Consider the following 25,708-nt stretch of genomic DNA (forward strand, 5'->3'; position numbering starts at 1 on the left):
ACAAAAAGAAGACCATTTACTGTCGGTATTATCATCGGCAGTCTTCTTTTATGGCATTTCGGCTTTTGTTCCCTCAAGCTCCTTCATACCCACAAATAAAATTCCTTAACAACGCGCTCCCTAACACTTAAGTGCTAAATCATTCAATAACAGTGCTTATATGTAGCAGTAACTTCAATATGCCACTCGTATCACGAATATAACTACCAAGTCAGGTATGATAGAGCCATTATTTCCCTGACCACAGTGCAATGACGGCCAAACCTAGTTCTCTACTTCTTCAATTTATTCTCGTATTTATCATACTGAGTATCGTCCCTACGCTGTTTTTCTCAACTGAGTTAAAGCGTATTGAAGAGAGAGCGTTCTCATTAGTAGAACAAGAGACTCGATCGCAACTAGAATTAAATCAGTTATCACTGCAAGCTATTCTGCTCGATATCGATGCCACTGTTGAGATACTTTCAAGTAACCGGTTACTGCATTCTGCTATATCTGAAAAAGACTCTCTCGATCTCGAGGCCGTTCAAGACCTTTGGATTTTGATTTCAAGGTCTAAGAAATACTTTTCTCACTTAAGGTTTATTGATACTACCGGTCAGGAAGTTATACGAATAAATAGTGTCGATAACTTTGTCGAAGTCGTAACGGATGAGTATTTACAGAACAAATCACATCGTGATTACTTTCAATACGCTCAGTCGCTAAAACAAAATGAGTCAGGAAGCTTTGGGATAGATGTCGAGTATGAACATGGTAAAATACTCAGCCCAATTACTCCCGCATTAAGATTAATTACACCCATTGATATAAACAATAAACGCCACGGTTACTTCATTGCGAATCTAAACTTTGACGTCATCTATGGTGCGCTAGATAACCGCTCTGATGATCACCCTAAACCTGACATTTTTAAAACGAATGGTTTCCTACTACAAAGCCAAACATTCAGTCAATTACTTGGGGATATCGTTCCTGAAAACGAGACTTACAATCTAAGTATTTTACTTCCTAAATTATGGGAGCAAGCAAAAATAGCCCCATCAGGATTCATTTTTGATGCTGAATCTTGGTGGTCCTACTCTAAGGTAACGCTTTCTAGCCGACTATTAGGCAGGGACTTGATTCTTGTGTTGAATATCCCTGACCAGAAAATCAGTCAATATGTCGATCATAAATACTCTGATCTATTACTGTTAGGAACAACCGTCTATATCATTACAGCTCTACTTAGTTTAATTTTTTGTAATTGGAACCGGCGACATAAAAAGCACTCGATTGAGAGCCAAATAGCTCGAATTGCAATGGATGGAATGTCTGCAGTCCTTATATCTGACCATAATAATCGCATTGTTTCAGTCAACAAAGAGTTTACTAGGCTAAGCGGTTACGCTCTTGAAGAGGTAAAAGGTAAAAGCCCCGCGATTTTTTCATCTGGAAAGCATCAACAACAGTTTTACATCAAAATGTGGCGACTCCTGTTAGAACAAGGTTTCTGGGAGGGTGAAGTCGTTAATCGACGCAAAGATGGTTCACTGTTAACCGAAATTTTACGAATCCAAACCGTTACCGATCACAAAGGAAAAGTCGTTTATTACGTTGGTTCTTTTGTCGATATCACTCAACGTAAGGAACTTGAGAATAGACTCAGAGTACTCAGTGAGAAAGATGCCCTAAGTGGACTTTGGAATCGAAGAAAGTTCGATAAACAGATGCGCAGAGAAACGCGACGATCACGTCGATACCCTACCAAATATAAATCTTGTCTCGCTATCATCGATATCGATAATTTTAAACGTATTAACGATCAACTTGGGCATGACGAAGGTGATCGCGTAATAAAGTCTGTTTCGAATATAATATTAGAACAAATTCGAGAGACTGATTTTCTTGCTCGTATCGGTGGTGAAGAGTTCGGATTAATCATGCCTCATACCGATCTAAACGAAGCTGAAATGGTACTCAATCGTTTGAGAATCGCTATTAGCCTTGATCATAATAATTCGGTCACTGTTAGTGGTGGCATTAGCGATATAGACGACAGCGTACAAAGCTCATATAAACGATCCGATCTTGCTCTCTATGAATCCAAAAGCTCAGGAAAAAACTGTATATCTATAGTGACAAGTCAAGAAAATGAAGCAATTGCGTAGTCATTCTAACCCTATTGGCAACGTTCATATCTGAATAGCTAACTTAAACTATTGAAACATTATCGATTACCTAGACTATTGATACATACCTCCCTTGCTGTTTAGTTACGGCGTAATAAGTCGTTAACTGTCTATTTTCCTTCTATATTATCCCAACTAAAAATATGTACTACGCTATATGATGGACAATCAATTGCACATCCATTGGAGAATATAGATGCAAAACGCGTTAACCGTCATTTTGGCAGGAGGAATGGGGTCTCGGCTTAGCCCCTTAACAGATGATAGAGCAAAACCCGCGGTACCATTTGGGGGAAAATATAGAATCATCGACTTCACACTCACCAATTGCCTTCACTCAGGGCTTAGGCAAATCCTCGTTCTAACACAATATAAATCCCACTCGTTACAAAAGCATTTAAGAGATGGGTGGTCAATATTCAACCCTGAATTAGGTGAATATATCACTGTCGTTCCGCCACAAATGAGGAAAGGTGGAAAGTGGTATGAAGGCACTGCAGACGCTATTTATCACAACTTATGGCTCTTATCTCGAAGCAATGCAGATTACGTCGTCGTACTTTCTGGTGACCATGTATATCGTATGGACTACGCCGCTATGCTTAAACAACATAAAGAAACGGGTGCGAAGCTCACCGTTGCCTGCATGGATGTGGCAAGAGAGGATGCTCATGAGTTTGGAGTCATGGAAACCGACAATCATGGTCAAGTAATCTCGTTTATCGAAAAACCCGCTGATCCCCCTTCTATGCCTAACAACCCTTCTCGAAGTTTAGCCTCAATGGGAATATACATCTTCGAAATAGAAACCCTTCAAAAAGTGTTGGAAGAAGACGCCTTCATCGAATCTTCTAGTCATGATTTCGGACACGATATCATCCCAAAACTTATCGACCGAGAACGAGTTTTCGCGTATCAGTTTTGTAGTGATAAGGGACGCGTTGAAAAAGACTGCTACTGGAGAGACGTAGGAACCATTGATTCTTTCTATCAAGCAAACATGGATCTACTTCAACCTGTACCACCAATGAACCTTTATCAACCCAATTGGCCGATTCGCACCTATGAAGCTCAGTATCCTCCGGCAAGAACCGTTTCTTCCGCTTCAGGAAATGAAGGTATCTTTATTAATTCGCTCATAGCCAACGGAGTCATCAACTCAGGAGGCTCTGTACAGCATTCGATCGTATCTTCTAATGTTCGAATTAATGACAGCGCAACCATTGTAAACAGTATATTGTTTGATTATGTTATTGTGGGGAGTGGCTGCCAATTAACCAATTGTATTATCGATAAACACGTTATTGTCCCTGAGAATACTCAGATAGGTATTAATAAAGCCGAAGATGCACAAAGGTTCCACATCTCAAATGGCGGCGTTGTGGTCGTTCCTGAAAGTTATCGTTTCGACTAAACATTAGATTTACTATTTCATATTCGAGATAAATAAAAAAGAGCCTCAATTGTTTGATTAAGGCTCTTTTGTTTACACACTACGATCTAATTTACCGTAAGTGGGTTTCTTAGCTAAGGACAAGCAACCTCATCCCAGAACCAATTGGATTGTGTCGGCGTTTCCCAGCTTCCAGGGTTGTTTTTTGCGGTAAAACACTTGCCCTCATGAGAGTAGGTTTCGCCATTAGTTGCGCGTGTTACGCCGGCCTCCCAAGGTGTAACCGCTCCTGGCGTAGTCGAACCACCACCGTTGTCTCCTCCACCCGTGCCGCCGCCATTACCTCCGCTACTAATATCGCCTAGCGGTAGATCAGGTTGTTCGAATTTAAACGCATAGTCTACGTTGTTCACCGTTACAGTGTAGTTGGAAGGTCCCGAGATAGGTAAGTAATACACCATATCTAGTTCGTACGTACCACCGTCTGGTAGATCTTTCCAAGATGGTAGCGAGAACGATGCTCTATGCATTGGGCCATCTAAGCCACCAATGTTATTAGCGCGTGTATGACCTGAAGAGATGACCGTCAAACCGCCACCCGATTGGTCCTTTGCGTTGTCAGGAGCAGACACCGGAATATCAAACTGAAATTCAGTTCCACCGGGTAATGTCTGGCCAGTGTTGTTAGTAAATGTCACTTTAGGATTAATCGGGTAGTTTTGATCACCCACTTTAAATCCACCAACAGAAACTGCGATGTCCAGTACTTCTGTTGCAAGAGGAGTCGTCGCCACCTTATTCCCATAAGGCGTAGCTGTCTTAAATTTCTCATACATGGTTTTGGTCATGGTATTACCCATGTGGTATTCACCGTTGCCCGAAGCACAAGCTTGTTCTGTCTCATCGACACCAACACGGTTACCATTAGCATCCAACGTATAGCAATTATAGTCTCCCGCCAGCTCCCAGAACATGATCCCACCAATCTCTTTATCGATGACGTAATCCGCTTTAACGTTGATAGAAGTTTTATCCTCAGTCGATAAGAATACGCTCTTCTCTGCGTTCCATAACCAAGGTGCAACAGCAACGCTGTCATAGTTTCTCGTATAACTACCTACAATTGGGTTAGTCACAGGATCAAGACTATACGCTGCCAAGTAAGACCCCCAAATACCTTTCTCTAGGTTCTTGGCGTGCCACATAGGGTTAGAGCCAGCTCCCATTTCGTTACCTTGTGGGTCCTTGTCGTGCCACATATTGTCAATACCGGTAGCACCGTATCCACAATTGTTTTTCTCACCCTCACCTGTACCTGGCTGACATTCAGATTGGTTTGGAAGTGCGGCACGGCCCCAAAGACCATTCTCGCCACCTGTGACGCCTTGCCAACCACGCGTATAATAAGGTACACCAATATTGATACGACCTGCTGGCATAGATCCGCGGAAGTAGTGATAAGCCCAGTCGGTGTTAAGGTAACCTATTCCTCCATAAGCTGTGGTGCCATACACATTCCAAGCCGCTAACTCTGAGTCTTTTCCAGTATCAAATAACGCAGCATTGTGACCAACATGATCATTCCAAGCCCCGTGTAGGTCGTAAGACATTATGTTGACGTAATCTAGATACTGAGTAACATCAAACGTTTCCATTCCTCGTAGCAGGTAACCCGACGATGGCGCTGCGATGGTTAACATGTAGTGCTTTCCATCGAATGCTGACGCTTGGTCTATTTTTTCACGAAGTACCTTCATTAATACTTGGTAAGAAGCCCATAGGTATTGACGTCGTGGCTCCATAAAATCTTTATCATACGGGTTACCCGCACCCGCCATTGATGTTGGATACTCATAGTCTATATCTAGGCCATCAAACTTATACTTTTTCATCATTTCGACGGCAGACGTAGCAAATATTTCTATTCCTTGGTGGTTAATAGACCCATCGCTATTGGTTGTCATGGTGTAGAATCCACCATCAGCTACTCGGTTACCATCTGCACTAAAGTGCCCACCAGTTTCAGCCCAACCACCGATTGATATCAGCGTTTTAACGCCATGTTTCTCTTTAGCGGTAGCTAATGCGCCAAAGTGACCTTTGAAGCCAAGCGCAGGATCAATTTCAACCCCTGACCACTCCTTACCCACTGCCGCATTTTCAGGATCGTTTACATCGCCAATGTTCGCTTTACCATCTGCACCAATACTGACAAAGGCGTAGTTAATATGAGTTAATTGCTCCCATGGAATATCTTTTACAAGGTAAGTCGCTTGCGGATCGTCGCCTGCACGCCAACTTGTGAAGTAGCCGATCACACGACGTGGGTGGTCCGCACCCATTAATTCGCGACCTTCTTCATCGTATACCGAACAGTAAGGCACATTCACACCTTCAGTTTGGTATAAACCATCTGGACGACAGTTACTGACGGTTGCGACACCATTCACTTTTAGCGCGGTTGAAGCAGAATCCGTCGTTGTACCTTGGTTATCAGTGGCTTTTGCATAAACCGAATAAGTACCCGCTTGGGTCGTAGTGTATTCAAGCGTGTATGGCGCACTTGCCACGGTTCCGATTAACGTCCCTGCTACATAGAAATCAACTTTATCAACCGTACCGTCCGTATCATCCGCTTGGGCAGTTAGCGTAACTACCGAGCCAACACCCACGGTGGACGCAGATAATGATAATGACGCAGTTGGTGGCGTGTTGCCAGGTACACCTGAATCAACAACCAAAGTAACGGAGCTTTCTACGCTTGCTACACCCTGGTCATCATATGAAATTGCACTGAATTGATGTGTTCCTACCGTTGCTGTCCAAGTACCGTTATAAGGCAAGTTTGTCGTTTGCGCGACAACAACACCGCCTACTAAGAAATCAACTCTTGATACAGTGCCATCGCTATCGGCAGCGCTTGCTGATAACACAACAACATCACCTTCAGTAATGACATCACCTACCTTTGGTGACGTTAAAGTCGCCGTTGGTGCTTCATTAGTGCCACCGCCTCCAGTGGTACAAGTGTCGGTCAATTTCCATTGAGTCCAGTCACCTTCGAAGTTTGCTGGGTTGTTATTTTGGGTCCAATAGTTTGCTTTATAGGCATTACCTTCATGCTGAACCTCATCTCCACCGGTATAAACCGTTGAAGAGTCCCAAACCGCCAATGGGCTACAATCCACTGCTGCATAACTATTTGTCGCCATCAAGCATGATGCCGCCAGAGTGCTCAATGTTAAGACACGTTTTGGCACCCCAATATTTGCTTTACGCATAACTCTCTATCCTTAAGTAATTGTTTAAATGCGCTAAACCAGCTTAAACCACAGCTCGCTGTCTAATTTTTATACGCAAAACAACATTAGGATAAATTGAATAAATGGCGCTTGGTTTATCGTCAACATGTACAATCACTCGCAATAAACCTGTACATCACTGCAATTAATGGACACTAATTTTGCACCAATAACTAATTTTTGAGACCATAATAATCGGACTCACCGCAATCATCTTCAACTACGAAATTTTCGTCTAGAACACAAACTAATAACACCTATTTTTAAAAATAGGCAAATAAACGTACATTCAACAAGTTACTGTGTTTTTTATGTCAATTTTTAAACATTTTCCGTCAGAAAACTGGTAACATGCATCGCTCTCTTTTGTGTGTGTTTATCGGGCTGGTCGCTATGTGGTTTCTCATTGTTCTCTTTGCAATAGTGCACGTTTCGTCGATCAACACTCGATTTCGTTGGGTTTTCTATATATCCAAACCCATGCCAATTATATTGTTGATCACTCTACTCGCAATTTCTGGAGTGACAACTCTACCCTATGCTCAGTTGATCGTAATTGGCTTAGCTATGTCACTCATCGGCGATATATTTCTGATGCACCCAGGTGATAAATTCCTGCCAGGGTTGCAATTTTTTCTGATCGCTCATTTATTCTATTTTGTCGCTTTTTTCAGCCAAGTCGTTTCTATTGGATCAATTTGGCCTATCATAGTCCTTAGCTTTATTGGGCTTTTAGTTTACGGCTTCATTCGTTCTCACCTTGGAAAACTAAAATTCCCGGTCATTATCTATATTGTCACTATACTAATGATGGCTTGGGGCGCGATTGAATACAGAAGTACTGGTTATAGTCAATCGGCGGCATTCGCTTTCACAGGTTCCATTTTATTCTTACTCTCCGATTTTGTTCTTGCGGTTGACCGATTTAGAGCTCCATCATTCCTAACGCGTCAAGTGGTCATGATCAGCTACTATACCGCTCAAATTTTTATTGCCTTATCGGCGTACACATTTATATAACGCGTTTCTAAATACAACATTCCTTCCACTATAATTTATAGCGACACTCCTTTTATCATTACTCTATCGTTCATTGATCACGTTGTTTTTATGTTGTGACAGCTCCTGATACAATACCCTACAAATAATGCGTCAATTAGCCCTTTACAAAGCATTTATTAACGCTATCATCCTGACGCAAACGTTTACCTAACTTTATTGCATCCTGTTCCGAGGGTTTTATGCTGTCAGATATCGAAATTTGTCGAGAGACAAAACTACAATCAATTACCTCCATTGCGACTTCAATGGGCTTACTTGAAGATGAATTCCAATCGCAAGGTAAATTCAAAGCTAAGATTTCTCTATCTAGCGTCAAACGCTTGGCAGATAGCAGTTCAGGGAAACTCGTTTTAGTTACGGCAATTACACCAACCCCACTAGGTGAAGGCAAAACCGTAACGACAATCGGGCTGTCTCAAGGCCTCAAGAAGATAGGCCAATCTGTTGTCGCCTGTATTCGTCAACCTTCTATGGGCCCCGTCTTCGGCGTTAAAGGAGGAGCGGCTGGCGGTGGCTATTCTCAAGTTGCGCCGATGGACGAGTTAAACCTTCACTTGACCGGAGATATCCATGCGGTCACTGCAGCCCATAACCTCGCTTCCGCTGCTATTGACGCTCGTATTTATCATGAGCAGCGTAAAGGCTATGCCAATTTCGAAGCGCGTACGGGGCTTACTGCATTAAAAATTGATTCTAAGAATGTAGTTTGGAAACGCGTTCTTGATCATAACGATCGCGCTTTACGAATGGTAACGGTAGGAAGAAACGAAACCAATAAAACCATCAATGGTTTTGAACGCGAAGACGGTTTCGACATCTCAGCAGCTTCTGAACTCATGGCTATTTTAGCTTTGGCGACTGATCTAAAAGATTTACGCGCTAGAATTGGTCGCATTGTTGTCGCTTACAACATTCATGGTGACCCTGTCACATCTGAAGAGCTGCAAGTCGCTGGCGCAATGGCTGTAAGCATGAAAGACGCGATTGAACCAACCTTAATGCAGACTCTGGAAGGCGTCCCTACTCTCATTCACGCCGGCCCTTTTGCCAATATCGCCCATGGTAACTCTTCGATTATTGCCGATAACATCGCAAATAAACTCGCTGATTTTACCGTTACTGAAGGTGGTTTTGGTTCTGATATGGGCTTTGAAAAAGCCTGTAACATTAAAGCTCAAGCGTCAGGAAAAGCGCCGGATTGTGCGGTTATCGTCGCGACGCTTCGTGGATTAAAAGCGAACTCTGGGCTCTACGATCTAAAACCAGGTCAAGCTATCCCTGATACTATTTTTGACGCAGATTCAGAAGCATTGACCGCAGGTTTCAAAAACTTAAAGTGGCACATTAACAACGTTAATAAATACGGTGTACCAGCAGTTGTCGCGATCAACCGTTTCCCTCAAGACTCGGATGACGAGCTTCAACAATTAAAAGAAATGGTAGAAGCGCTTCCAAGCAATGTTGAAGTAGAGATAAGTGAAGGCTTTTCACAAGGTGGTGCAGGCACTATTGCACTCGCACAAAAAGTCATCAAACAATGTTCTAACGAAGTTGAGTTTCAACCATTGTACAAAATGGAGCAAGCTCTAGAAGAAAAACTAATGGCAGTCGCAGAGTGTGGCTATGGCGCGAAAGGCGTAACGATGAGCTACAAAGCAACTCAACAGCTCGCCCAATTCAAGAAAGACGGCTATGACAATTTAGCGGTTTGTTTAGCTAAATCCCCCCTATCGATCTCAACTGACGGTTCGATTAAAGGCGCTCCAAGCGGATTCGATGTTCCTATTCGTGAACTTAAACTTTGCGCGGGTGCAGGTTTTGTCTATGCGCTATGTGGCAATGTTATGACCATGCCAGGTTTACCAGATAAACCAGCGTTTATGAATCTTGATCTTGATGACGAAGGAAATATCATAGGGTTAAGCTAACCTTATATGCTCACAATAGAAAAGCGAGGCAAATTGCCTCGCTTTTTTTTACTCTGTATTTATACCACCAATCATAAACTTTGAAATTTTTCCCATTCGTTTCGGTTCTAATTTAAAGACAAACAATTTGGGGAATCAATATGCGCAAACGCTCTCTCTTTTCAATTTTTATCGCTGCAATGAGTGTACTTGTGGTTTCTTCGCTGATACCGGTTGAATCTTCAACTAAAGCGACTGGTGAACAGAACAATCAATCTGGAAACATTGAAATTGCGACACTGGCTGGCGGTTGTTTTTGGTGCACAGAATCCGATTTAGAAGCATTAGACGGCGTCATTGATGTCGTGTCGGGTTACTCTGGAGGAAGTTTAGAAAACCCTACCTACAAAGATGTTTCATCAGGAAAGACAAATCACATAGAGGCTATTTCAGTTACTTATGATGCGTCACGGGTTAGCTATGAAGAGGTTCTCGATCAACTGTTACGCCATATAGACCCAACTGACGACAAAGGATCATTTGTTGATAGAGGCCCCCATTATCGTCCTGCCATTTTTTATCATAATGACGAACAGAAAATGATTGCAGAGGCATTTTTACAACAGGTTGATGATCTTGGTGTATTCAAAGCACCTTTGAAAGTTGAACTCATCACTTTCGATACTTTCTGGCTTGCTGAAGACTATCATCAGGACTATTACAAGCGGAACAAAATTCGCTACAAATACTACCGATATAATTCAGGTAGAGATCAATACCTAGACCGTATCTTCGACGAAGAGCGCATCGATATGCCTGTCACGCTTAGAGCAATGATTGACGATAAAGAACGTTTAGCAACAATCAAGGCCTATGACAAGCCAAGTGATAAGCAGATTAAGGCGAAATTAACAGAGCTTCAATATTACGTCACTCAAGAGGAAGGCACCGAAAGGCCGTTTAAGAATAAGTATTGGGATAACAAAAAAGCGGGGATCTATGTGGATATCGTTACCGGTGAACCCCTATTCTCTTCGACTGATAAATATAAGTCAGGAACGGGTTGGCCGAGCTTTACCCAACCTATCAATAAGGGCTACATCTCTGAGCACACGGATAATAAGCTCATTTATTCACGTACAGAGGTTCGCAGTCGATTTGCCGACTCACATTTAGGCCATTTGTTTGAAGATGGACCTGCACCAACAGGATTACGCTACTGTATTAATTCTGCAGCACTTCGATTTGTTCCAGTAGAACAAATGAGCACCGAAGGCTATGAAGAGTACTTGTATTTATTTAATGGCTAGTTTGTGAACACCACCATTCTTTATTAATATAAAAGCCGACTTGATATGATCATGTCGGCTTGTTTTCTATCTATTTTACCATTTACTTCATGATACGTGCTTTAAACTGACGTCCTTTAATCTTGCCTGTTTGAATCTGCTTTAGAGCCACTTTCGCAACACTCTTCTCGACAGCGATATAGGTCACCATCGCTAGAGAGTTAATCTTACCGATTTTTTTACCATCGATACCGGCTTGCTTGGTTAAGGCACCAAGAATATCACCAGGACGAAGTTTCATTTTCTTACCACCTAGGATTTGGATGGTCGTCATTGGTGCTTCCATCGGCTCCTGCTTGCATCTTTCAGGTACTGCAGATGGCTTGATTTCGATATCCATGTACTCATCAATAAGAGCGACACGTTGCATTTCTCTATCACTAAAGAAGCTAAAGGCATTGCCTTTCTCACCCGCTCGTCCGGTACGACCAATACGGTGAACATGTACTTCTGGGTCACGTGATAGCTCAAAGTTAAATACCGCATCTAGGTTATCAACATCAAGTCCGCGAGCCGCGACATCCGTAGCAACTAAAATAGATATACTCTTGTTAGCAAACATGGTTAGAGCCTGATCGCGTTCGCGCTGCTCCATATCCCCGTGCAACTCTGTCACACTAAATCCGCGATGTTGTAGCTCGTCAGTTACGTTTTGAACTTCTTTCTTAGTGTTACAGAACACAACTGAAGATTCGGGTTGGTAATTGAGAAGTAATGTTTCAAGCGTATCATCACGATCTTCTTGGCAAGAAACTTTATAGAAATGTTGCTTGATCGTTGATGTTTGATGCGTCGACTCAACTTTTACCATCTCAGGCTTGTCCATGATTCGAGCAGCAACGGTTTTAATCTCTTTCGGGAAAGTCGCACTGAACAACAAGGTTTGACGCTGCTTCGGTGCTTGGTCGATGATGGCATCAAGCGCATCTTCAAAGCCCATGTCGAGCATGCGGTCTGCTTCATCAAGCACTAACGTGTTTAGTTCATCAAGGCAAATACGGTCACGTAACATGTGATCGAGGATTCGTCCTGGAGTGCCCACCAAGATATGAGCACCATGCTCTAGAGAACCTATTTGAGGCCCCATTGGCATACCACCACATAGGGTTAGTACTTTGATATTATGAATACCACGAGCGAGAGTACGAATCTCTTTTGCTACTTGATCGGCAAGTTCTCGTGTTGGACACAGTACTAATGACTGAACACGAAAACGCTTAACGTTAAGGTTACTTAATAAACCTAACGAGAATGCCGCTGTTTTACCAGAGCCCGTTTTACCCTGAGCAATAACATCTTTGCCTGCTAGAACGCTCGGTAAGCTCTGCTGTTGAATCGGCGTCATCTCGGTATAACCTAGAGAATCCAATGTTTGCAGTAGTTCAGGTTTTAACGACAGGGTCGAAAAAGAAGTTGTTGTCACGGTAATGTCCTTCAAGGCTCTTAATTAGGAGGCGTATTATGCCTACTTATAGAAATTTTGCCCGTTTAATTTTCAATTGGGCTTAAAGTAAAACGCCTCTATTTTAGAGGCGTATTGGAATCTTTTTTTGGTTACTATCGCAACCCATGTAAAAATTCATGGCGCGTTGCGGAATTAGATTTAAATATTCCGCCGAGTGCTGTGGTTGTCGTTGTGCTCGTTGCATCCATCACACCGCGCGACTTAACACAGTAATGAACCGCATCCATCGTCACAGCAACGTCTTCTGACTCTAGTAGTGTTTGAAGTGCCACTAGGATCTGTTGTGTCATTCGCTCTTGTACCTGAGGGCGCTGAGCAAAGAAACGAACAATACGATTGATCTTAGAGAGTCCAATGATTCTACCGCGAGGAATATAAGCAACCGCGGCTTTACCATCAATGGTCACAAGATGATGCTCACACGTACTGGTCACAGTAATGTCTTTTACTCGCACCATTTCACTCACATTCATTTTATTTTCAATGACAGTGATCTTTGGGAAGTTGGCATAATCTAATCCTGAGAAAACCTCATCAACGTACATTTTTGCTATGCGATGTGGCGTCTCTTCGAGGCTGTCATCTGTCAAATCGAGTTCGAGAAGCGATAAAATCTCACGCATATGGTGCTCTATCTTCTCTTTTTTATCTTCACGACTAACCTGATTAGGACGCATTGGCGTTTCTAACCCGCGGCTTTCTAGCGCATCTTTTACTAACTTTGCGGATTCGCTAAGATCTGACATTCTCATTCCTCTTGAATTACCCCTTTTGGATGGCAGCAAGAATACCCGTAATTAGAAATAATGACTACCCATAAATTGTCTCTAGCCATTATAGGTACTGATAATTCTATGATAAAGTTGAAAACAAATAAGAAGATAATAGGATAACTAGATGGGCTGCTGTGACGCACCGGGCTTAATGCCTCTTGAAGATGCCATGGATAAGATGCTTTCTCGCATCAAACCAATTCAAACTACGCTGACACTTCCTCTTGCTGATGCTCTAGGCTACGTTCTTGCTGAAAATGTGCTTTCGCCAATTTTCGTTCCCCCTTTTGATAACTCTGCAATGGATGGTTACGCCCTACGTTTGGCAGATTTAAACGAGACTAAAACACTGCCGCTTGCAGGTAAATCATTTGCGGGGCTTCCTTTCGAAGGTGATTGGCCAGCGCAAACCTGTATTCGTATCATGACCGGCGCTAAAATCCCAACGGGCTGTGATGCTGTTGTCATGCAAGAGAATACTGAAGTAACTCAGCAAGGCATCGTTATTAGTCAGGAAAACATCGCTCCACAGAATAATATTCGCCCTCTTGGTGACGATATTCGTCAAGGTGATATCGTTCTTGAAAAAGGGGCGCGTTTAACACCTAGAGATATCCCGATGATTGCCTCACTGGGCATCAGCCATATCGTTGTGATTAGAAAGCCTAAAGTCGCATTCTTTTCTACGGGCGACGAGCTTAAACCGCTTGGTGAACCACTTGAAGATGGCCAAATCTACGATAGTAATCGATACGGCATTAAACCGCTCATCGAAAACTTTGGCTGTGAAGCGATTGATCTAGGTATTATTCCAGATTGCCAAGAAACATTAAAATCAACATTTGAGAAAGCTCAGTCACTGGCTGACGTGGTTGTTACTTCCGGTGGCGTTAGTGTCGGTGAAGCAGACTATACAAAAGATATTTTAGAAGAACTCGGCGAAATAGGTTTCTGGAAACTTGCTATTAAACCTGGCAAACCCTTCGCATTTGGCGCGTTAGACAACGCTTGGTTCTGCGGATTACCCGGTAACCCTGTTTCAGCAATGCTGACGATGTATGTACTCGTACAACCTATGTTGGCGAAACTTGGTGGACACACTCAGTGGAAGGAAGAGCCTTCGATTCCTGCAACCACTAAGACAGCCTTCAAAAAAGGACCAGGACGAACAGATTACCAACGAGGAATTTACAGCCTTGAAGATGGCAAGTTCGTCGTTGAAACGACGGGAAACCAAAGTTCAGGCGCTTTCCGTTCAATGAGTCTATCGAATTGTTTCGTAGTCTTAGAACGAGAACGGGGTCGTGTGGAAATTGGCGAGACTGTTCAAATCCAACTATTTAATTCAACACTTTACTAGGTAAAAGAATTGGATATTTTATCGGACTCAGAAATGCTGCGTTACAACCGTCAAATCATTCTCAAGCAGTTTGATTTTGAAGGACAAGAAGCGTTGAAGCAAAGCTCTATTCTAATTCTTGGCGCCGGTGGTTTAGGCTGTGCGGCGAGCCAGTATCTTGCAACCGCGGGGATTGGGAAGTTAACGCTCATCGATGATGATCATGTTGAACTTTCTAATCTCCAACGACAAGTGCTTCACACCGATAGCGATATTGGTGTAAAAAAAGTGGCATCCGCAAAGGAAACGCTTACCAAGCTGAACCCTCACCTTACCGTTGAAACAATTAATGAGCGCTTAAGTGATGAAAACCTTAAAGCGCTTATAGATGACCACACACTTGTCTTAGACGCTTCTGATAATGTCGACACTCGCAACCAGCTCAATCGACTCTGTTTTGAGTCTAAAACGCCACTCGTGTCGGGTGCTGCAATTCGCATGGAAGGCCAAGTGAGCGTCTTTACTTATCAAAATGAGAGCGATCCTTGCTATCAATGTTTAAGTTCTCTTTTTGGTAGTAACGCACTGTCTTGCGTTGAAGCGGGTGTTATGGCACCTGTGGTCGGTATTATTGGCGCAGTTCAAGCGATGGAGGCGATCAAAGTTATCGCTAACTATGGTAAACCAATAATAGGAAAGATCTTAATCTTGGATGCGCTAACCATGAGCTGGCGAGAAATGAACTTAATGAAAATAGCAAACTGCCCTACCTGTTCATTATAATCTGTTCTTTGGTTTATTAAAAAAGCTGAGTCGACGGCTCAGCTTCTCCTCACTCTTTTTTAGGTATCTTAGTCAAATGACCTAAGTCAAAATAAGAAATTGATACATTGTCGTTTTTTTATTTTGACAATCAATATGAAGATTTTCACACTCGCCTATAAAATTTAATTTTAATTCATTAAAAAACAACAGGTTAAATGTGGCACGCTCCTTGTAATAGGTAACAGTAGAATTTAGATGTTTACCGAAAGGAGCACACTATGCGTTGGCTAACGTTATTATTCATTACTATCCTTCTATCTCCTGCTGTATTGGCAGAACCCTTTGATACTTGCCCTAGTAAAGCTTATCTATTTCAATCTAAACCTGTGCAAGTTTATGGCGTTAATTTAGTAACAGGTGAAACAAACCTCTTACAAGCTGATACGGGTACTAACGGTAACATTAACGCGGTTGGCTTCGATTATGAAGACCGATATATTTATGGATACGACACTACTAATAAAGAAGTCGTCCGACTGGGTAAAGACTTCCAATCACAAACTCTAAATGTCACTGGCTTGCCTACACATACCTTTTATGTTGGTGATGTTTATCAACATGTTTTGTATCTCTACAGAAAGGGAAATGGGCTTTTTAAGGTAGAGCTATCTCCCCTAGACGCCGATCCAACGGCTAGCTTACCTCTCGTAAAAATAACGGATATAGCAACTGTATCGCTAACCGATTTCGCCTTTCATCCAGGAAATGGAAAGCTCTATGGAGTTGATAATTCAAGTGGTGATCTTTATGTGTTCGATACGAGTGTTGGAGGAGAAACATTAGTCGGTAATGTTGGAGTAACAGGCACTTTTGGTGCTGGGTATTTTGATGTTAATGGGTATTACTACATATCTCGTAATCCTGACGGTCATGTTTTCCGCATCGACCTTTCGGATCCTGACAATATTACCGATGAAATAATTGAAGCAGATATATTCGCGTACGGACCCGCTTCAGGACAAAACGATGGTGCTCGTTGTGCGAATGCCCCTGTAATCGATGAAGATTCAACCATAGACTTCGGCGATGCACCTAGTAGTTACACGACTCTTCTAGATGACAACGGTCCTCGTCATGGGATAGGTTCAGACTACTACTTAGGGTTTGTTGCCCCCGATGGAGAAGGTGATGGTTTACTCGCTCCACTCGATGATAATAAAGCAGGCCTTCAAGATGAAGATGGCGTCGGCTTTGTTACTGCCATTGAAGCTGGAATGAATTCAATTGTCTCAGTACAAGCATCAACGACTGGTTACCTTTCAGCTTGGATAGACTGGAATAAAGATGGCGATTTTACTGACCAAGGTGAACAGGTATTTACCGATACCATTCTCTCAGAAGGAAGTAATTCTCTGATTCTTTCAGTGCCAAATGATGTAACGATGGGATCAACATGGAGTCGCTTCCGCTTTAGTGACCAGACTGGAATTGACTATTTTGGAGGAGCGCAAAAAGGCGAAGTTGAAGACCATCCTGTATTAATCACAAAAGATGGTGTTGCGATTCGTCATTACCCAAGTGAATCAACTTACGCGACAGTCGCTTTTGAAGATAACTGGCCATATACAGCGGATTATGACATGAACGATGTTGTCGTACGTTACCGCGTCACAGAAACACTTCAAGATGGGAAAGTATCGCGTACTGTCATACAGGGTTATGTTGCGGCCTATGGTGCAGAATATCGTAACGGTTTTGCAATCCGCTTAGCTGGGCTAAATCGTACCGATATTGACACGGATCTGTCTACAATGACTCACAACGGAACTCAACAACCAACAAGCGGATTAGAAGCGATTTCAGATGAGGCTATTTTTATCATCTCGGAAGATTTGTCTGATGTGGTATTAGAGGGATGTAACTTCTATAGAACGCTACAAAACTGTCAAGAAATTCTGAATTTTTCATTCGAACTTGATATCACTGTAGAAGAGAGTTCAGATAGCTCTAGCTTAATGGGTATGCCTTACGACCCTTTCATCTTTGCTACCCCTAACTACTACCACGGCGAAGGCGTTACCTTCCAACCGGGAAGAAAATGGGAAGTACATGTTGCTGACCAAGCGCCTACAGAACAGTTTGATGATTCGTTATTTGGTCGAGGTGTCGACAGCAGCGACGAGACCGTAAATCGTTATTACAAAACGGACGCTAACCTACCTTGGGCTCTGCTTATTTCAAGCGAATGGAAGTGGCCACAGGAAAAAGTAGAATTACTCTCCGCCTATCCAGACTTCGCTGATTACGCAGAATCTGCGGGGCAACAATCACAAGATTGGCACAGCGAAGAAAATGCAAACAACACCAAATTTTATCTACCCCAGGAGTAAACACAATGAATACTAAATGGATAATACTCATCATTACATCATTTCTTTGTGCATGTGGCGGAGGTGGCGGTGGCTCTGACTCAAGCTCTGGTTCTGGTTCTGGTTCTGTAGATTCGCCCTCAGCAACAATAGTAGCGACGGACGATTCCAATGCCCCTGAAAACGCGACGGTTGCTCAAAGAACTATGTCTGACCTTAACGTGCCTGAAGGGTTCAGCTATAACCCTGTTATGGGACATCAATTTGATGTCGATATTAGTAGCTATACTACGGAAAGAGCATATATCTCAATATATGGTGCTTACGCAACAAATCAAGATGGGAGTTACACACCTAATTTTAATAGCCGAATAACGTCTAGTACTTTAGACGATGGAACTGCATCACTTGATTTTTGTATCAGTGATTCACAATCAATGGTACTCGCAGAAGTCTGGTTTTATGATGGTAGTGACCCAATCCAAGTCGTCATTCCCGCAAGTCAAAACCAATGGACTTTATAGCTTGTAACCTAGCATCACATTAGACGTATATTTGACTGGTTTAGATATGAACTCTTAGTTACACTTTTCTTTAGTGTTAACTAAGAGTTCCATTTTTGATACTTATGAATAACCCTAAAGTTTTCGTACTCTTACTTGCCGTTACTTCGTTACTTTTATTCGGGCTACTAAAATATCAAGAATCTATTAGATTAGATTCACATGCTACAGGGATCGTATCAGCGTTGATCTCTGATAATACATTAACTCAATCTATTGACGGGCATCGACGATTCTTGACCGTAACAATTAATAACCAACCTCCTATCGTTCTTACGGTGCCACCAACGACACAGTGTAACGTAGGTGATACCGTACAGTTATCGTCTACTAAAACTCTCTTTTCTTCTCAAACACAGTATAAATTTGTTTCGTGCCAATAAGTTTGGTTACGAGTTCATCTAAAACTATTAGGTCATCGATACCGCTATAAGGAAATTTTATGTCGCCGCTAGTTACCGCCAAATGGCTATCTGAACATATTGAAGATACCAATCTTATTGTTCTTGATTGCAGTATCGAGTTTAAAATCCCAGCAGAAACTGAAAAAGATACGGTAAACAAGATCCCTAACTCACTTCGTTTTGATTACGATAAGAGCTTTTGTGATGCCTCTAATCCTCTACCCCACATGATGCCTTCACAAGAACGCTTCAACTCGTTAGCTGTTGAATTAGGACTACGAAATGACTCTACTATCGTGGTATACGATAACAGCGGTACATTTGCTTCACCTAGAGCATGGATGATGCTAAAAGCGATGGGTCATAAAGACGTCTATGTATTAGACGGAGGTTTGACTGAATGGAAAAAAGAGAGTTTACCAGTCACTGACCATTACGCTGAACCAAAATCCAACGGTGACTTTAAAGGTTCATTGAACATAAATTCTTTCATTAACGCACAAACAACACTTAACGCTATCGATGACACTACAAGCTTAACTGTAGATGCAAGAGGATTAGCTCGCTTTAATGGTGAAGTGAAAGAGCCTAGATCAGGCGTTAGAAGCGGCCATATTCCCAACTCAGTGTGTCAGCCATTCGCCGAATTAATGGAAGGACATAAACTGAAATCGACAGAAGAACTAAAAACAATCCTTAATAATTCAATTGACCCTAATAAAGAGAATTACATATTCAGTTGTGGCTCGGGCGTGACGGCTTGCATCGTGCTTTTAGCATGTGAGCTCGTAGGTTATGAGAATCTATCGGTATACGATGGTTCGTGGACAGAATGGGGACAACGCAGCGACCTTCCTATCGCATAGACCCCTTCAATACACTCGTTTTAAAATGTGAAAGCCGTTCTACTACCCTATAATACGAAGGTTATAGAACGGCTTTGTCGGCACTAAGCTGAACTTAACAAACTATTTGTACTTGTCTTGAACATACTTTTTGCTGACATCAACAATAGCGACATCTTTAAAGAAACTACGACCTAATAAGATCGGATACGTCATATGACCTCGATCTGTAAGAGTAAATTCAGTTTTCTCTTTTAAATCACCAACCTGTACCCATGCAACGATAACAGGACGCTTAACTGACTCTTCACTGTTAGATTGACGAACCTTAACCCAGCGTTGAATAGGAAGTGCAATCTCTTTACTCAGATCCTTGCCCATATCTAGCTTAAATTTAACCCAGTCTTTTCCATCTCGCTCAAATTGAACGATGTCTTGTGCATTGACAGAAGATGTCGTAGCGCCAGTATCGACTCTCGCCTTAAAACTTTGTTGTAAACCCGGTATATAAACCCACTCTTGATCACCAAGAATCAACTTGCCATCTTCCGTTTTCTTTGGCTCTGGTTTTGGTTTTTCTACTGGTTTAGTCTCAGGTTCAACCGGTTTCTCTTCAGGCTTAGCTTCTGGTTCAGCTGTCTCAACCGTTTCAGGGTCAACGACTTCAGGTGTTTCCACCTCAGGTTTTTCAATTGGGTTAACAGGCTCTGGCATTGTTTCCTTATCCATCTGACCTGTTGTTGAACAAGCGGTTAACCCTACACTTAACATGATCATTAGAATGATCTTATTTTGTTTTTTCATAATAGGCCCCAATAATTAGTTAGCGACTTGAGCGATTGCGCTAGCAACATAGGCAATGTGATTTTCTGAAAGCCCTGCTATGTTGATTCGACCATCACCAACACCATAAATACCATACTGCTCTCGTAGTGTCGCCATTTGATCAGCACTAAAACCGAGTACAGTGAACATGCCTTTATGCTGCTCGATAAAATCAAACTGCTCCGTTCCATGAGTAGTTCTAAATTCATTACATAGACTTGTTCTTAAACTCAGCAGTCGTTGTTGCATTTCGCTAAGTTCCGACTTCCAAACCTGAGTAAGTTTTTCATCATTCAAAATCGTTTTTACTAACGCAGCTCCGTGATCAGGCGGCATGGTGTAAGTTGAACGAGCAAGTGTAAGCAGTTTACCCTTTGCGTTATTTACATCTTTAGCTGACTTACCGACAACAATGGCGGCACCAGTCCTCTCACGGTATAAGCCAAAGTTCTTAGAACAAGACGTCGTGATGAGCATTTCTTCAACGTTATCTGCCATATAACGTAAACCTTTTGCATCTTCTTCTAAGCCATCACCAAACCCTTGGTAAGCGATATCGACAAAAGGAATAAAACCATTTTTCTGAGAAAGCTCAGTAATTGCCTGCCACGCAGCGAAATCAATATCCGCACCTGTTGGGTTATGGCAACAGCCATGCAAAAGAACAACATCATTCGGGCCCGCTAGCGCTAACTCAGCCAGCATCTTTCCACTATCAACCTGTTTTGTCACAGGGCTAAAATAACTGTAGTGCTTAACCTTTAATCCTGCCGCTTCCATAACGGGTTTATGGTTCACATAGCTTGGATTAGAAATCCAAATAGTTGTATCTGGTTGTGCAAGCTTCATTAAGTCACCGAGCATACGTAATGCTCCGCTGGCTCCTGGTGTTTGAATGGTTGCAACTCGGTCCATAGCCGATGTACCAGACAAAAGAAGATCAGTCATAGATGCGTTGAATTCTTCACAGCCAGCCAAACCAACATAAGCTTTGGTTTGCTGCGTTTCTACGACGATATCTTGAGCTTGTTTGATTGCAGCCATAATTGGGGTTTCCCCCTGGCTGTTACGATAGACGCCAATGCCTAAGTCAACTTTGTCAGGACGTGCATCTTGACGGTAAGCAATGGATAGAGAAAGAATGGGATCTAATGTTGGTTCTGATAAGTGTGAGAACATGAAAGTCACAACCCTTTGAAATTCAGTGTAATGACATCACGTTAACATTAGATTCATCAAAATCGAAGCGATATTTTAATGGTTTGTTAAATCAATAATGCTCACTTAAAAATTTCTTTGCTAAAGCCGATTATTCGACTAAATTTCATGCTTCTTATAGATCGCTAAATGTATGTATAATTTGGTTACTGCTCCCTCGCCACTTCAAACAAGGATCGTAATTGTCTTGCTCGAACTTCCCATCAATCAACGTATCTATGTAAGGTAATAGCTGCTTTTGATGGTCGTCTAGCTCATTCAGCTCGTATCCAGTCCAAAGCCAAATATCTTTGTTCGGACACTCTCGTTTCACACGTTTAACTAGCCTCAATACATCAGCCACATTAGCTGGGTGCATTGGGTCGCCACCAGATAGCGACAACCCTCTTCTCTTAATGCGAGTGTCCATTAGGTCAGCAATAATTTGATCGGCAAGTTCTTGAGTGAATAGATGACCAGAATCAAGACGTTGTGTTGATTGGTTATAACACCCTTTACACTGGTGCACACAACCAGAAACAAACAGTGTGCAGCGTGTACCTGGGCCATTAACCACATCAATAGGATGATATTGGTGATAATTCATTGCTAAAAGTACCGATCAATTATAAATAACTAACGAGTTGCTTCGTTATAAGTGCTTAACACGGCGTTTAACTTCTTCTTGCTTACCGAAGTTAAATGGACGCGCATCTGGTGAGCCTAAGTAGCCGCACACACGGCGAGTCACTGATACCTTAGTTGAGTCATGGTTTCCACATTTAGGGCAAGTGAAGCCTTTACTTGTACAATCAAATTCACCATTAAAACCACATTCGTAGCACTCATCAATCGGCGTATTGGTACCGTAATATGGCACTCGGCTATAGCTGTAGTCCCATACATTTTCTAGCGCTTCTATGTTGTTCTGCATATTAGGAAACTCGCCATAGCAGATGAAGCCACCAGAAGAGATTGGTGGATAAGGTAATTCGAAGTCAATCTTATCGTATGGGTTCACTTTCTTTTGAACGTCTAAGTGGAAACTGTTGGTGTAATAGCCACGATCAGTCACCCCTTCGATCACGCCAAACTCTTTCGTATCGATACGACAGAAACGGCTACATAAATTTTCACTTGGCGTTGCATAAAGACTAAACGCGTAACCTGTCTCTTCAGTCCACAGATTTACTTGCTCTTTAAGGTACTTAACAATATCTAATGCTTTTTGGCGTAATTCTTCGTTATCGTATACATGCTTTTCTGATCCATATAGAGCGGTAATCATTTCGTGGATACCGATGTAACCTAGTGAAATAGACGCACGGCCATTTTTGAAAATATCAGCAATTGAATCATCCGCTTTTAGACGAACACCGCACGCTCCTTCCATATACAGGATTGGTGCAACGCGAGCTTTCACATTTTCAAGACGACTAATACGCGTTTCTAGCGCTCGACGAGCAAGTTTTAACTTCTCATCCAATAGTGCGTAGAACGTATCGATAGAGCCATTGGCTTTTAGCGCAATTCTTGGCAGATTCAGGCTAACTACACCAAGATTGTTACGACCTTCATGAACAAGTTCGCCATTTTCTTCGTAGGTACCTAAGAAACTACGACAGCCCATAGGGGTTTTGAATGAACCGGTAACTTCAACGACTTTGCCGTAATTTAAGATGTCCGGATACATACGCTTAGACGCACATTCAAGAGCTAATTGCTTAATGTCGTAACTAGGATCGCCTGACTGGTGGTTCAGGCCGTCTTTAATAGCAAACACAAGTTTTGGGAACACTGCGGTTTTCGCATTTTTACCTAGGCCTGCAATTCGGTTTTTAAGAATCGACTGCTGAATAAGTCGAGACGCCCAGCTAGTACCTAAGCCAAAACCGAATGTCACAAATGGAGTCTGTCCATTTGCAGTGTGGAGTGTGTTTACTTCGTATTCCAAAGATTGGAATGCGTCATAACACTCTTTTTCTGTACGAGCATTCGCAAACGCTTCAGGCTCTGGAATATCCCATTCTTTCGCTATTTCTAAGTGTTTTTCATAACTGGTTTTGACATAAGGTTCTAGCACTTCATCAATACGGTTTATCGTCGTTCCACCATATATATGGCTAGCAACCTGAGCAATGATTTGCGCCGTGACAGCAGTAGCGGTTGAAATTGATTTCGGTGTATCAATCTCTGCATTACCCATTTTAAAACCATGCGTTAACATGCCTTTAAGATCAATAAGCATACAGTTAAACATTGGGAAAAATGGTGCGTAATCTAAGTCATGGTAGTGAATATCGCCTTCTTCATGAGCTTGTACGATATCACGCGGTAAGATGTGTGTTTTCGCATAATGCTTTGCAACAATACCCGCTAACAAATCGCGCTGAGTCGGAATAACTTTTCCGTCTTTGTTAGCATTTTCATTGATTAAATCAACGTTGCTCTCTTCAATAAGACCTTCGATCTCTTGTGTCAAAGCACTTTGTTTTTCGCGTGCAATATCTCGATCATGTCTGTACTCAATATAACCACGTGCAAGCGCTTTATACGGCCCTTGCATGAGTTCGTTCTCGACGAGCATTTGGATTTCAGAGATATGGACTTCATCGTGATCTTTAAGCTTAAGCTCAACAGCCAATGCTACATTAAGTGCATAGATAGCAATTTCTTTGTCTACATTTTCCGCTGCACTTTCCACTGCTGCTTGAATGCGATCCCTGCTGAACGGAGCTCTTGAGCCGTCACGTTTGATTACGATTGGTTTCACTACTTCCCCTTACCCTAAGCATACTCACAGACTTATCCACAAACACACTATATAGGGTGATTAAATAACCGAATAACACTATATATTGTGGTGTATTTAACAAAAAGCACCAACCAGAAGTATTGATTTGGATCAAGAAAACGTGAGGCCTGTTCAAGATCAATTCGATCTTTTCTTCTCACTTCTCACTTAGAAAAGAAACGATGAAATATGTATGTTTTATGAAAATCACACTTGATTTTTTTATAACACTGATAGAATAAAGGCTCGGCTAAAATTGATAGAAGCTATTGCATGTTCACTAACCATTTATTAAAAATATTCGTCACAAGCTTGCTTTTTGTCACATGTTCAAGTTCGGCCAACACCAACTTAAAAGTCATGACATGGAATATAGAGTGGCTCACTTCTGCCCCCAACCCATCAATGGTTCCCTCACATCGGTCAAACGCCGATTTTTCACAGCTCAACCAATACTTTTCTCAAATATCGCCTGATATTCTGAGTTTTCAAGAAGTGAATGATCTTGACGCCATTAAGCATGTGGTTGGGAGTAACTATACAATATGGTTGTCACAGCGGTCGTGGGAAGAAAATAGAAAGCATCAATTTGTTCAAACAAATCAATATACGGGGTTTGCCGTTAATAAAGCACTCAGCGTGACACGTATGGCAGATCTTCGTTTAGAGCACAGCCCTACAAGTAAGCTGCGCTTTGCCACCTATATAGTGGTAGAGCCTGACAGTGAACAACCGGTTCATATGCTTGCCATACATTTAAAGGCCGGATGTCATGCAGCCTACCGAAACAGCAAAAATTGTCGACGACTTAAACAGCAATCCTACATATTGCAGCAATGGATATTAGACCGAGAACTCGATAATGACCTATATGTGATAGCGGGAGATTTCAATCACAACCTCAGTTACCCAAACGATTGGATGTGGGCATTGTTGAGCAGTGGTAACAATGCTGTGTTAGCGAGCAAAAAGGCTAAGGCGACGTGTTTAGTAAAGTCCAAGCGAGAACCGAATAAAACGTATCAATACAAATCACTGATCGATCATATAGTGGTGAGTGACCATGTTCTGTTTACTGATGCAAAGCAAGTCGAATTTAAAAAAGAGCACGTTCTAAATTACAATCTGAGCGATCACTGCCCCGTTACTCTACACATTCAATAATTTGCGGTTATCCGACAA

The 25,708-nt window shown here is 42.2% G+C and carries 18 protein-coding genes; 11 read left to right on the forward strand and 7 right to left on the reverse strand.

Features of this window, described 5'->3' with window-relative positions:
- Positions 1-251: 251 nt before the first annotated feature.
- Both KP803_RS10060 and glgC read left to right on the forward strand, forming a co-directional pair.
- Complete coding sequence (locus tag KP803_RS10060; RefSeq protein ID WP_248008692.1) at positions 252-2,153, forward strand: GGDEF domain-containing protein; 1,902 nt, start codon at positions 252-254, stop codon at positions 2,151-2,153.
- A gap of 217 nt (positions 2,154-2,370) precedes the next feature.
- A complete protein-coding gene (gene glgC / locus KP803_RS10065; RefSeq protein ID WP_248008693.1) occupies positions 2,371-3,588 on the forward strand; it encodes a glucose-1-phosphate adenylyltransferase in 1,218 nt (405 codons plus the stop codon).
- Between the two features lie 113 nt (positions 3,589-3,701).
- On the opposite strand, the gene KP803_RS10070 is transcribed toward glgC, so the two are convergent.
- Positions 3,702-6,848, reverse strand: a complete 3,147-nt coding sequence (locus tag KP803_RS10070; RefSeq protein ID WP_248008694.1) for a chitinase C-terminal domain-containing protein — start codon at positions 6,846-6,848, stop codon at positions 3,702-3,704.
- Between the two features lie 372 nt (positions 6,849-7,220).
- Between KP803_RS10070 and KP803_RS10075 the strand changes: the two genes are divergently transcribed.
- The 3 genes from KP803_RS10075 to msrB all read left to right on the forward strand — a co-directional run bounded on the left by KP803_RS10075 (position 7,221) and on the right by msrB (position 11,148).
- Entirely contained in the window at positions 7,221-7,889 is a 669-nt protein-coding gene (locus tag KP803_RS10075; RefSeq protein ID WP_248008695.1) for a lysoplasmalogenase, read from the forward strand.
- 221 nt (positions 7,890-8,110) lie between these two features.
- Positions 8,111-9,859: a formate--tetrahydrofolate ligase gene (locus KP803_RS10080; protein WP_248008696.1), complete on the forward strand. Its 1,749-nt coding sequence runs from the start codon at positions 8,111-8,113 to the stop codon at positions 9,857-9,859.
- 140 nt (positions 9,860-9,999) lie between these two features.
- Positions 10,000-11,148: a peptide-methionine (R)-S-oxide reductase MsrB gene (gene msrB / locus KP803_RS10085; protein ID WP_248008697.1), complete on the forward strand. Its 1,149-nt coding sequence runs from the start codon at positions 10,000-10,002 to the stop codon at positions 11,146-11,148.
- An 82-nt stretch (positions 11,149-11,230) separates the two neighbouring features.
- Here the strand turns inward: msrB and dbpA are convergent, their stop codons facing one another.
- Positions 11,231-12,610, reverse strand: a complete 1,380-nt coding sequence (gene dbpA, locus KP803_RS10090) for an ATP-dependent RNA helicase DbpA (protein ID WP_248008698.1) — start codon at positions 12,608-12,610, stop codon at positions 11,231-11,233.
- A 134-nt stretch (positions 12,611-12,744) separates the two neighbouring features.
- Positions 12,745-13,398 (reverse strand): GTP cyclohydrolase I FolE, encoded by a 654-nt coding sequence (folE, locus tag KP803_RS10095; RefSeq protein WP_248008699.1) that lies wholly within the window; start codon positions 13,396-13,398, stop codon positions 12,745-12,747.
- Between the two features lie 151 nt (positions 13,399-13,549).
- Here folE and moeA point away from each other — a divergent pair, with 151 nt between their 5' ends.
- From moeA to KP803_RS10120, 5 genes are all read left to right on the forward strand, one after another.
- On the forward strand, positions 13,550-14,785 hold the full coding sequence (gene moeA / locus KP803_RS10100; RefSeq protein WP_248008700.1) for a molybdopterin molybdotransferase MoeA: 1,236 nt from the start codon (positions 13,550-13,552) through the stop codon (positions 14,783-14,785).
- Between the two features lie 9 nt (positions 14,786-14,794).
- Positions 14,795-15,547: a molybdopterin-synthase adenylyltransferase MoeB gene (gene moeB, locus KP803_RS10105; RefSeq protein WP_248008701.1), complete on the forward strand. Its 753-nt coding sequence runs from the start codon at positions 14,795-14,797 to the stop codon at positions 15,545-15,547.
- A 260-nt stretch (positions 15,548-15,807) separates the two neighbouring features.
- Positions 15,808-17,919 carry an LruC domain-containing protein gene (locus KP803_RS10110; protein ID WP_248008702.1) on the forward strand — a complete coding sequence of 704 codons (2,112 nt, stop codon included), beginning with the start codon at positions 15,808-15,810 and terminating at the stop codon, positions 17,917-17,919.
- Positions 17,920-17,924: 5 nt separating this feature from the next.
- Complete coding sequence (locus tag KP803_RS10115; RefSeq protein ID WP_248008703.1) at positions 17,925-18,422, forward strand: hypothetical protein; 498 nt, start codon at positions 17,925-17,927, stop codon at positions 18,420-18,422.
- Between the two features lie 481 nt (positions 18,423-18,903).
- On the forward strand, positions 18,904-19,731 hold the full coding sequence (locus KP803_RS10120; protein WP_248008704.1) for a sulfurtransferase: 828 nt from the start codon (positions 18,904-18,906) through the stop codon (positions 19,729-19,731).
- A gap of 102 nt (positions 19,732-19,833) precedes the next feature.
- Here the strand turns inward: KP803_RS10120 and KP803_RS10125 are convergent, their stop codons facing one another.
- The 4 genes from KP803_RS10125 to nrdD all read right to left on the reverse strand — a co-directional run bounded on the left by KP803_RS10125 (position 19,834) and on the right by nrdD (position 24,505).
- Positions 19,834-20,514, reverse strand: coding sequence for a putative ATP-dependent zinc protease (locus KP803_RS10125; RefSeq protein WP_248008705.1), 681 nt, complete (start codon positions 20,512-20,514; stop codon positions 19,834-19,836).
- A gap of 15 nt (positions 20,515-20,529) precedes the next feature.
- Complete coding sequence (locus KP803_RS10130; protein WP_248008706.1) at positions 20,530-21,714, reverse strand: amino acid aminotransferase; 1,185 nt, start codon at positions 21,712-21,714, stop codon at positions 20,530-20,532.
- Positions 21,715-21,868: 154 nt separating this feature from the next.
- Positions 21,869-22,339, reverse strand: a complete 471-nt coding sequence (gene nrdG, locus KP803_RS10135) for an anaerobic ribonucleoside-triphosphate reductase-activating protein (protein WP_248008707.1) — start codon at positions 22,337-22,339, stop codon at positions 21,869-21,871.
- 45 nt (positions 22,340-22,384) lie between these two features.
- A complete protein-coding gene (nrdD, locus tag KP803_RS10140; protein WP_248008708.1) occupies positions 22,385-24,505 on the reverse strand; it encodes an anaerobic ribonucleoside-triphosphate reductase in 2,121 nt (706 codons plus the stop codon).
- Positions 24,506-24,799: 294 nt separating this feature from the next.
- Here nrdD and KP803_RS10145 point away from each other — a divergent pair, with 294 nt between their 5' ends.
- The gene (locus KP803_RS10145) at positions 24,800-25,690 is read left to right on the forward strand and encodes an endonuclease/exonuclease/phosphatase family protein (protein ID WP_248008709.1); all 891 of its coding nucleotides are present in this window, start codon (positions 24,800-24,802) and stop codon (positions 25,688-25,690) included.
- Positions 25,691-25,708 lie beyond the last annotated feature (18 nt).

Origin of the sequence: Vibrio amylolyticus, assembly GCF_023145695.1 — a bacterium.
GTDB lineage: Bacteria > Pseudomonadota > Gammaproteobacteria > Enterobacterales > Vibrionaceae > Vibrio > Vibrio amylolyticus.